The sequence below is a fragment of the Veillonellales bacterium genome, from assembly GCA_039680175.1.
Lineage (GTDB): Bacteria > Bacillota > Negativicutes > JAAYSF01 > JAAYSF01 > JBDKTO01.
In genome coordinates, this window is sequence record JBDKTO010000086.1 from 41,922 (window position 1) to 51,255 (window position 9,334).

General features: G+C 46.5%; 8 protein-coding genes. 6 read left to right on the plus strand and 2 right to left on the minus strand.

The genetic code is table 11. The annotated features are described in order from the left end of the window. The first annotated feature begins 75 nt into the window (after positions 1 to 75). The 3 genes from ABFC84_14560 to ABFC84_14570 are packed head-to-tail and all read left to right on the plus strand — an operon-like array spanning position 76 to position 3,537. Entirely contained in the window at positions 76 to 741 is a 666-nt protein-coding gene (locus ABFC84_14560) for a response regulator transcription factor (protein ID MEN6413962.1), read from the plus strand. Beyond that, the gene (locus tag ABFC84_14565; GenBank protein ID MEN6413963.1) at positions 738 to 2,264 is read left to right on the plus strand and encodes a HAMP domain-containing sensor histidine kinase; all 1,527 of its coding nucleotides are present in this window, start codon (positions 738 to 740) and stop codon (positions 2,262 to 2,264) included. Before ABFC84_14560 ends, ABFC84_14565 begins: the two co-directional genes overlap by 4 nt. Continuing rightward, positions 2,257 to 3,537, plus strand: a complete 1,281-nt coding sequence (locus ABFC84_14570; protein MEN6413964.1) for a metallophosphoesterase family protein — start codon at positions 2,257 to 2,259, stop codon at positions 3,535 to 3,537. Before ABFC84_14565 ends, ABFC84_14570 begins: the two co-directional genes overlap by 8 nt. Before the next feature lie 75 nt (positions 3,538 to 3,612). Here the strand turns inward: ABFC84_14570 and ABFC84_14575 are convergent, their stop codons facing one another. Both ABFC84_14575 and ABFC84_14580 read right to left on the minus strand, forming a co-directional pair. Then, complete coding sequence (locus tag ABFC84_14575) at positions 3,613 to 4,473, minus strand: LysR family transcriptional regulator (GenBank protein MEN6413965.1); 861 nt, start codon at positions 4,471 to 4,473, stop codon at positions 3,613 to 3,615. Positions 4,474 to 4,649: 176 nt separating this feature from the next. Next, positions 4,650 to 6,068 carry an anion permease gene (locus ABFC84_14580; protein MEN6413966.1) on the minus strand — a complete coding sequence of 473 codons (1,419 nt, stop codon included), beginning with the start codon at positions 6,066 to 6,068 and terminating at the stop codon, positions 4,650 to 4,652. A 587-nt stretch (positions 6,069 to 6,655) separates the two neighbouring features. Here ABFC84_14580 and ABFC84_14585 point away from each other — a divergent pair. The 3 genes from ABFC84_14585 (at position 6,656) to ABFC84_14595 (ending at position 9,243) form a co-directional block, all read left to right on the plus strand. Then, positions 6,656 to 7,843, plus strand: coding sequence for a methyl-accepting chemotaxis protein (locus ABFC84_14585; protein MEN6413967.1), 1,188 nt, complete (start codon positions 6,656 to 6,658; stop codon positions 7,841 to 7,843). 200 nt (positions 7,844 to 8,043) lie between these two features. Beyond that, positions 8,044 to 8,316, plus strand: a complete 273-nt coding sequence (gene citD, locus ABFC84_14590; GenBank protein MEN6413968.1) for a citrate lyase acyl carrier protein — start codon at positions 8,044 to 8,046, stop codon at positions 8,314 to 8,316. 12 nt (positions 8,317 to 8,328) lie between these two features. Further along, on the plus strand, positions 8,329 to 9,243 hold the full coding sequence (locus ABFC84_14595; protein MEN6413969.1) for an aldolase/citrate lyase family protein: 915 nt from the start codon (positions 8,329 to 8,331) through the stop codon (positions 9,241 to 9,243). Positions 9,244 to 9,334: the final 91 nt, after the last annotated feature.

Consider the following 9,334-nt stretch of genomic DNA (forward strand, 5'->3'; position numbering starts at 1 on the left):
TCAGGATTGACGGACCAACCGTCCCGGGCTATTCTATAAGTAGAGTAAAATTATGGTTGTAAGGAGCACTGTTCCGTGAATAAAACAGTTTTGATCGTGGATGATGAATTGCGGATGCGAAAGCTGATTGCCGATTTTCTCCTGCGGGAAGGCTATTCCATTATCGAGGCCGATAACGGGCAGGCGGCACTGGAGAAGATATTTCAGGCAAAGGTTGATCTTGTGATCTTAGATGTGATGATGCCCAGGTACGACGGCTGGACAGTATGCCGGGAAATTCGCAAGACTTCCACTATCCCGGTGATTCTGCTGACTGCCAAAGGGGAAGAAGTGGATCAGCTTTTCGGCTTTGAAATCGGGGCGGACGACTATATTACCAAGCCCTTCAGTCCCAGAGTACTGATTGCCCGGGTCAATGCCTTGTTTCGCCGCTTGGAAAGCCAGCAGAGCCTGTCCTGCGATGGTCTCAATATTGACGCGGCGGCTCATTTTGTCTCTATCGACGGCCACCGGCTGGATCTCAGCCCCAAAGAATATGACCTGCTGATCTATTTGGCGGAAAATAAAGGCCGGGCGTTAAGCCGGGAGCAAATTCTGAACCATGTCTGGAATTATGATTATCTGGGGGATCTGCGAACCGTTGATACCCATATTACCCGGCTTCGAACCAAACTGGGGGCCAAGAACAGCCTGATTCAAACAATACGGGGATTTGGCTACCGGTTTGAGGTGGAAAAATGAATTCCATCCGGACCAAGCTCTTTTTGAATATCAGTCTGCTGGTCATTCTTTTTGTGCTGATTTCCTGGGGCTTGAGCGCCTTATTTTTAGAAGATTTTTATATGACCAATAAAAAACACAGTGTGATCGAGAGCAGTCAAATCATTGACGAGCGCTATCGTTCCGGCGCTCAGGACATTTCCCTCGAATTGGAACGAATGGCCAATAATCTGGGAGCCGGGATTGTGATTATGAGCCGGGATGGCAATATTGAGTACAGTTCGTTTGAACGGATTCATCCCCAGAAGGCATTTAACCGTCACTCTGTGATTTCCGACAATGGCGACGCTGCTCCGGAGGCAGCCGAAGGTCCGCCCCGGCTGCCTCCGGCCTTTGTCATCAAGTCACGGGAAGAGGTTGACGGCAATTCCACCATTGAGATTGAGCAGGATCAGGCACTGAATATTCAATTCATGGTGTTAAGACGCCGTTTAGTGAACGAAGACATGTTAGAGATTAAAATACCCCTGGCCGCCGTTGCCGAAAGCGCCGCCTACGCCAGCAGGTTTATCGCCATTGTCGGACTGCTTACCATTGCAGCCGGCGGTATCTGGGCATTTTTCTTTGCCAAACGGTTTACGGTTCCGTTATTGGAAGTCAGCCATGTGGCCCAGGGCATCTCCCGGTTTGATTTTTCTCGCAAATGCACTATTCACAGCGAGGATGAAGTGGGCCGGCTGGGGAAAAGCATTAACAATCTGTCCTATCAGCTGAATAAAGCAATCAGCGAACTGAATCAGAAGAATCAGCAGCTGACCGCCGATGTGGAAAAAGAACGGCGGCTGGATAAATTGCGCAAAAATTTTATTTCCAGTGTTTCCCATGAATTAAAAACACCCATCTCCCTCATTCTTGGCTACGCCGAAGGGCTGAAAGAGAATGTCGCCGCCGACGAGGACAGCAAAAACTACTACTGTTCCGTCGTTATGGATGAAGCAGAGAAAATGGACAAACTGATCCAGGATTTACTGAATCTATCCCAGATGGAATCCGGCTATTTCCATCTGGAAAGGACCAATTTTGATTTATCTTTACTGCTGGATGCGGTTCTGTTAAAATATCAAGGGATTTTCAGCGAAAAACGCATTACCGTGGAAATGGAAAAAGAGCCGGGGTTATGGGTGAACGGGGATATACTGCGGATTGAGCAGGTTCTCGTCAATTTTTTCAATAATGCCATTGATTATGTGGAAGACAAGCGGGTCATACGGGTCAGTGCGGCAGAGCGGGAGGATACATACCGGGTCTGCGTCTATAACAGCGGCAAGCAGGTTCCCGCGGACAGCCTGAAGGAATTATGGCTCAGCTTTTATAAAGTGGATCAGGCACGGACCAGAAGCTTAGGAGGATACGGCCTGGGGTTGTCCGTCGTCCGGGCGATCCAGGAGCTTCACGGCAATGCTTACGGGGTGGAGAATACGGCGGATGGGGTTATGTTCTGGTTTGAGATCAGTAAGATAAAGCGGGGGGAAAAGTATGTTTAGTATGCTGCGGGAAAGAACGGCTGCTTCTATTTGTTTTCTGGTTGCTGCACTGGTTTGTTTATTGGCGGGGTATTTTCCAGCCGTGCTTTTGGCCGAACCATTGGGTACAGCTGCGCCGGATCATATTACTTTGACCTGGGAAGGAGATCCCCGGACGACCGAGACGATCAGCTGGCGAACCGATGCTGACACAGTGGCGGGACAGGTGGAATTTGTGCCGTTGACAGCCGCCGGCTTTCATTCTGCCGCTGTCAGGAGGATAGAGGCAGGCGTTGAATCATTCTCAACCAATCTGGGGGATATGGAGCTTCATTCTGTTACTTTAACCGGCCTCAAACCCGCTGCGGGCTATTTGTACCGGGTGGGCAGCGGCGAAATATGGAGTGAACCCCATAGCTTTACGACGGCCGCTGTTGCTGCTTCCCAATTTAAGTTTCTTATTTTCGGTGATTCCCAAAGCGGCGATTATGGTATCTGGCAGACTACGATTCATCAGGCTTATCAGGCAAATCAGGCTGCGGCTTTTTTTATCAACATGGGGGACTTGGTGGACGTGGGTCAGGATTACAGTCAGTGGAACGGCTGGTTTGACGCCGCTCAGGGTGTGATTGACACCATTCCCGCCATGCCTCTGACGGGAAATCATGAAATGTATACGCCGGAACATCAATTTTCTCTGCCCCTTTATTTTACGGCTCAGTTCAAACTCCCTTTAAACGGTCCGGCGGAGCTGAAGCGGCAGGTATATTCTTTTGATTACGGCAATGTTCATTTTGTGATGCTCGACAGTCAGGCGGGGGAAGAAAGAGAGTTCTTGCCGGATATGCTGGATAGTCAAAAAGCCTGGCTGGAACAGGACCTGGCGGCGACGGACAAGCCGTGGAAATTGGTTTTCCTGCACCGTCCTCCCTACAGCAATAAGGAAACCGGCGACAATGCCGACATTCGTGAAGCTTTTGTACCCGTTCTGGATCAATATCATGCAGATATAGTCTTTAGCGGGCACGATCATGTCTATGCCCGAACCTTTCCTCTCCGCGGCGGCGAGGTGGTGGACAGCACAGCCCAGGGAACTATATACGCAGCCACCGGCCGCAGCGGTACCAAGACGTACAAAAAGCGATTTGCCCAGGATCGGAACGAGTTTTTTTACAACCCTCTGGAAGAGCCAAACTATCTGACGGTGGAAGTACAGGGCGACACCCTGAACGTACAAGCCTTCAGCCAAAGCGGGGAGTTGATTGACTCCTGGACGGTCCGTCATGGACAATAGAACCGTAGCGCAGTCCCCATCCCAGTTCCAAATTCCAAGTGCCATGCGCCATGAGCCAAATTCAAATCCATCCGCCTAAAGCGTCAGATTTTTAACAAAATCCACAAAGATTCTGACTAAATTGATCGCTGCGGATTCCTGGTTATAAATCATCCAGGTTTTTCGTGTCAGCTCGTTTCCGGTTTTATCGGTGAGGTTGATTTTTTGAATCCCCTGTACGTCATCGCAAATCCGGGAAGGCATGATGGCGTAGCCTAAGCCAAAGCGAACCATTTCTTTGCAGGTAGCTACTTTGTCGACCTGCATGCTGACGGAAGGGGGATGGGAAAAGTTTTCCCGCCACCATTTGTCAATTTGAGCTTTTAACAAATGATCGGTTTGATAATCAATTCGGGGTAAGAAGGGGAGTTCTTCCAGATTCACCTGGTTGACGGAGGCAATACAAATCGGCTCCTCATATAATAAATGTTTTTCGTTGAATCCGCCGTAGTCAATGCTGACGAAGCCGACATGGACGTTTTGGTTGTAGGCAAGACTGAATACATCTTTACTCCAGGTGGTGGTCACTTTAAACTCCACATTGGGATGCTGCTGTTTAAAAAGCCGCAGCAGGTAAGGCAAAGTATAGGTGGTCAGGTAGTTTGACGCGCCGATGGTTAACGTACCGGCAACAGCACTGGACAAATTCATCACTTCATTTTTGATATCGCGCATTTCAGCCAATATTTTGGCTGCCGATTTTGCTAGAAAATCCCCTTCCGGGGTAAACTGGACGCCTTTCGTCGTTCGCTGTACGATTTTAACGCCGAATTCGGTTTCAATATGCCGTAAACGGGCGGTCATAGCCGGCTGGGAAATAAACAAAGCCTGGGCCGTCTTTGTAATGTTTTTTTGCTGATGGAGAGTGCGCACAATAAGCCAGTCACGGTCTTCCAAATAGTATCCCCCCCAAAAATGTCTGGCGATAGAATTTTACTTACTGAATGAATAAATTCTCCATAGATATCCATTATCCTGTTAATCCATTGTATGATCAATAAAAAGGCAGCTCACCCAAAAAAATTGTGAACTGCCTTTTTATTATGATCCTTTTGCTTTGCTAGCAGCGGTGCTTACCAATAGCCGAGAACTTTCCACCAGGCACCGCCGATACCGACCCAGATTACAATATGCATAAGCGATACGATAAAGCCCAGTTTCCACCAGGTTTTTTGGTCAACATAACCGGCGCCAAAATAAACAGGTGCCGGACCTGTGCCAAAATGAGTTAAACAGCCGCAGACATTAGCGGCAATAGCAACGACAAAGGCCGAAATAAAGCCCGGTGCGCCGGCGGCAACACCCAGAGTAATCAAAGCAGCGTACATGGCTGTTACGTGAGCCGACATGCTGGCAAAGAAGTAATGGCTGTATAAGTAAATCACGAAGGACAGGACAACTGCGGCTATCATGCTTACGCCAACCATTTGATTCTCCAGTATTTTGGCAAACCAGCCGATGAAGCCAAGTTTATTGAGGTAATCCGACAAGAGAATCACACTGCCGACCCAAATCAGAGTATCCCAGGCCTTGGTTTCTTTAATCACGTTATCCCAGGTGAGAACTTTTGTCGCCAGCAGGATGCACAATCCCATAAAAGCAATCAATGTACCATCTAGTTTGGTGAACTGGGTTGTTGCCCATAATCCCAGCAGCATAATGAATACGACCAATAAAACTTTTTCGCCTTTGGACATGGGACCCATTTTCTTTAATACATCATCGGCCATTTTTTTGGCTTCGGGCGTATTTTTAATTTCCGGCGGATAAATTTTATATAAAACATAAGGAATGGTAATGAGGGCGATGACACCGGGGACGACTGCCGCTACAAACCAGCTGATCCAGGTGATATCGACATCCAAAACTTTTTTGGCTATTGCGGCAGCCATCGGATTGCCTACCATGGCAGTCATAAACATGGCGGAAACAACTAAGTCAAGGTGAAATACCGAGGTGATAAGATACGCGCCAATCCGCCGGGCTGATGCTCCCGGATGAGAGTCAAAGGCCTCGCTCAGGCTGGCGACAATCGGGTAAACGAGTCCGCCGGCCCGGGCCGAATTAGAGGGAATGGCCGGACCGATAATTACATCGCTGATAGCCAGGGAATAAACTAATTTCAGACTGCTGTCGCCGAATGCACGCATGACCAGATAGGATATGCGCTTGCCCAGCCCGGTAATAATAAATGCCCGGGCTAAAATAAACGCGGAAACGATCAGCCACACTGTACCGCCGCTGAACGCCGTCAATACTTGACTGAATTTTAGAGTACCGGTCAGCGCCGTCAATACAATAGCGATCAAAGCGACCGAACCGGCAGCTAAAGGCTGCAAAATAAAACCGACCACAGTACCCATAAAAATAGCAAACAGATGCCAGGCCTGGGGTGTAAGCCCCTGGGGCACCGGTACGAACCATAGCACCACAACGATGCCGACTGTTAGTAAGGCGGCAAATGATTTGCCGGAGAAGAATTTTTTTCCCATAAAAAAATACTCCTTTCTAATTATAGTGTTGTTAGGTGAAATATATTGAGAAAGCAATATTACCCTATAAATTAATTATCTATTTTGAATAGTGTGATAAATACCGCTGTAAGAATCAGGCTAACCCGCAGCATTGACTGACGGTAACGTTAATCCATCGACATCTTGAGTATAAATATTTTTATGGGAAATGTGAAATCTGAATTGCTGATATCTGGGTATCAAATATATCTATTAATAACGCTGTCTCTGCCGTTATTCAAATATGTTATCGCTGACCATCATAGATAGCTATTTTTGCAATTTTTTGCTAACGATTATAATGATTATATAGCAAGCTAATTTTTATATATTTTATATCGCAGGCACTCAAACAGGAGCATTTATATCCCCCAAAACCTGGCCTGAATGATACAGCGTTTGACCAGCCAACTGAAGACGGGGATAAAGAAGCCAGCAGCGGTATGATGTTGGCTTCTTTCAATGTTCCAATAAGGCGCCGCTTACCAGTTGGTAAAGTGAATTGTACCGGGGAACCGCTGTAGAGAAGGCCGGAAAAGCAAAATGGTAAATTGGGAGGATGAAAAATGGATTCGGATATTACCCTATGTGCTGTTGGCGGCACGAAAGATATTGCCAGGGAGTTTCTGCAGGCGGCACAACACGTATTAGGAAAGGCAGTTAATGGGATTGCTCTTACTCCCCAAGAAGTAAATGAACAGAAAGCCGACTTATTTTTTACAATGCCCACTCGGGTCGAAGAGTTAAGCAGCATTATTCCTAAGGATAAAATTATTGGCTTTGAGGTGATGCCATCCTGTAATTTTTTTGTCCGGATTGCAAAAATTCCCGAAGGCTCCACTGTGTATGTCTTTCATAATAATAAACGGGGTGGGGAAACTTTTATAAAAAACTGCCTGAAATATGGGATTGATCATCTGAATTTTAAGTATATTCCGTTTAAGGAAATACAGGAACAGGAAATAATCCAACGACTACAAGACGCTAGATATATTATAGGGACTGGTACTTTAGTTGGTAGAGAAGGCATTTTATATAATAAATATGGAAAGTACTTACATGCCGAGGTACAAGTCATCGGCGCTGAACGCATTCCAACAATTGAATCAGCATCCTACATAATGCAGCGGATAACTTCGTATAAGCATAAAAAACTATCAAGGCAGGTTGTGATCATTGTTCAGAACTTGTCCCAGAAGTTACAGCAGATAACCGCCTCTACTGGAATTGCATCAAGTTCAATTGAAACTGGATCAGCTGCTTTGCAGAAACTACAGAAAGAAGTAGACATGGAAGTGGTTCGCATTCAGGAGGTGCTCACTATTTCTCAATCTTTGTCGGAGGCGGCTAAGAACATTGGCTCTATTGCTGAGACCATAAAAATGATATCGAATCAAACAAACTTGCTTGCACTGAATGCTACGATTGAAGCTGCTAGAGTAGGAGAACAGGGACGAGGTTTTGCCGTTGTAGCGAAAGAGGTGGGGAAGCTGGCTAACGAGAGCAAGCAATCAATAGAAATAATTCGTAAGGCTGTACTCGAGGTGCAAGTAGCCGTCAACCAAATTGTTCCGGCTCAGCAAAAGATCGCTTCTGCTATGTCGAAATACCAAGCTGAGTTCGACAAATTCGTAGAGGCGTCAGTCGGTGAGCGGGATGCTCTCAAAGAAATATGCAGCGCTCAAGAAAATATTAGCAGCATTAGCAACGAACTATTAAATGCGGCTGAAATATTAGCTGATTCCCAGCAATGAACTGCTGGGGATAATAAATATAACTAGTAATAACGCTGCCGCTGCCGTTATTCAAATATGTTATCGCTGACCATCATAGATAGCTATTTTTGCAATTTTTTGATAGTGGTTATAATGAGTGCAGAGCGAGCTTGGCTTTTTTATGGGGAAATTTTTGTTAGACTAACGAAAAGCAATATAAGCTATGGGGGGATTTAGGGATGAGTAAGCTGTGCAAACAGGCGCAAGCGGGGACGTTGGAATCATCGGATATTTTAATCATGCTGGCTCCGGCCGAACCGGGCACGGGAATCGCGATTGAACTGATAAGCCCGGCTATTAATCAATATGGTGAGCATATTGAAAAATTAATTGCTGCCATCATAAAAGACCATGGTATTCAGGATGTTATCATTCAAGCCAATGACAAAGGCGCTTTGGATTGTACTATTGATGCTCGCGTTAAAACGGCTATTGCCAGAGCTTTAGCCTAAGGGGGAGAGAAAATGGAAAAAGAAAAACTGCGCCGGGCCATGCTGTTTGCGCCGGGCAACAATCCGGCCGTATTGCAGAGCGCGGGAATTTACGGTGCTGACAGCTTAATATTTGATCTGGAAGATGCGGTTGCCGTTACCGAAAAAGACAGCGCCCGGCAGCTGGTTCATAATGCTATCAAATATTTGAAATATCCCTGTGAAGTAGGTGTTCGCATCAACCATATCAGTACGCCCTGGGGATATGACGATTTAGCATGCATTTTGGCGGCCAAACCGGATTTTATCCGTTTGCCGAAAGCGGAAACTGCCGAAGAAATCAAGGAAATTGACGAAATTATTACTAAGGCGGAAGAAAAGTACGGCTTTCCCTCCGGTTCTATTCAAATGATGGGCGCGGTTGAAAGCCCGAAAGGCCTTCGCAATACCTATGATATGGCGGTGGCAAGTCCGAGAATGATGGCGGTGGCTATTGGCGGAGAGGATTTTGTTACTTCCCTTAAAACCAGTAAGACCAAAGGCGGCAAAGAACTTTTCGTTGCCAGAAGTATGCTGGTGCTGGCCGCCCGGGAAGCAGGCATACAGGTTATTGACTCGGTATTTTCCGATATCAAGGATGACGCAGGGTTTATGGAAGAGTGCCGGATGATCAAAGAGTTGGGATTTGACGGTAAATCCTGTATTTATCCGAAACAAATCGATATGGTTTACAAAGTATTTACTCCTTCGGCCAAGGAAATCGAAAAGGCGCAGCGGGTTCTGCAAGCTTATCAGGAGGCATTGGCAAAAAAAGCGGGCGTCATTTCTTTAAACGGAAAAATGATTGACGCACCGATGATTACCCGGGCTGAACGGGTACTGGCCAATGCAATGGCTGCAGGGGTGTATGAGAAGCAATCTGGTAATATGTCAAGCCCGAAAAAATAAAGAATTGTAAACGAATTCTGAAAAGAGCGTACACTTAATAAGCCTTTTCCATAGCCGAAAAGAAAAGGTAATATATGGGAATGTTAAGCTT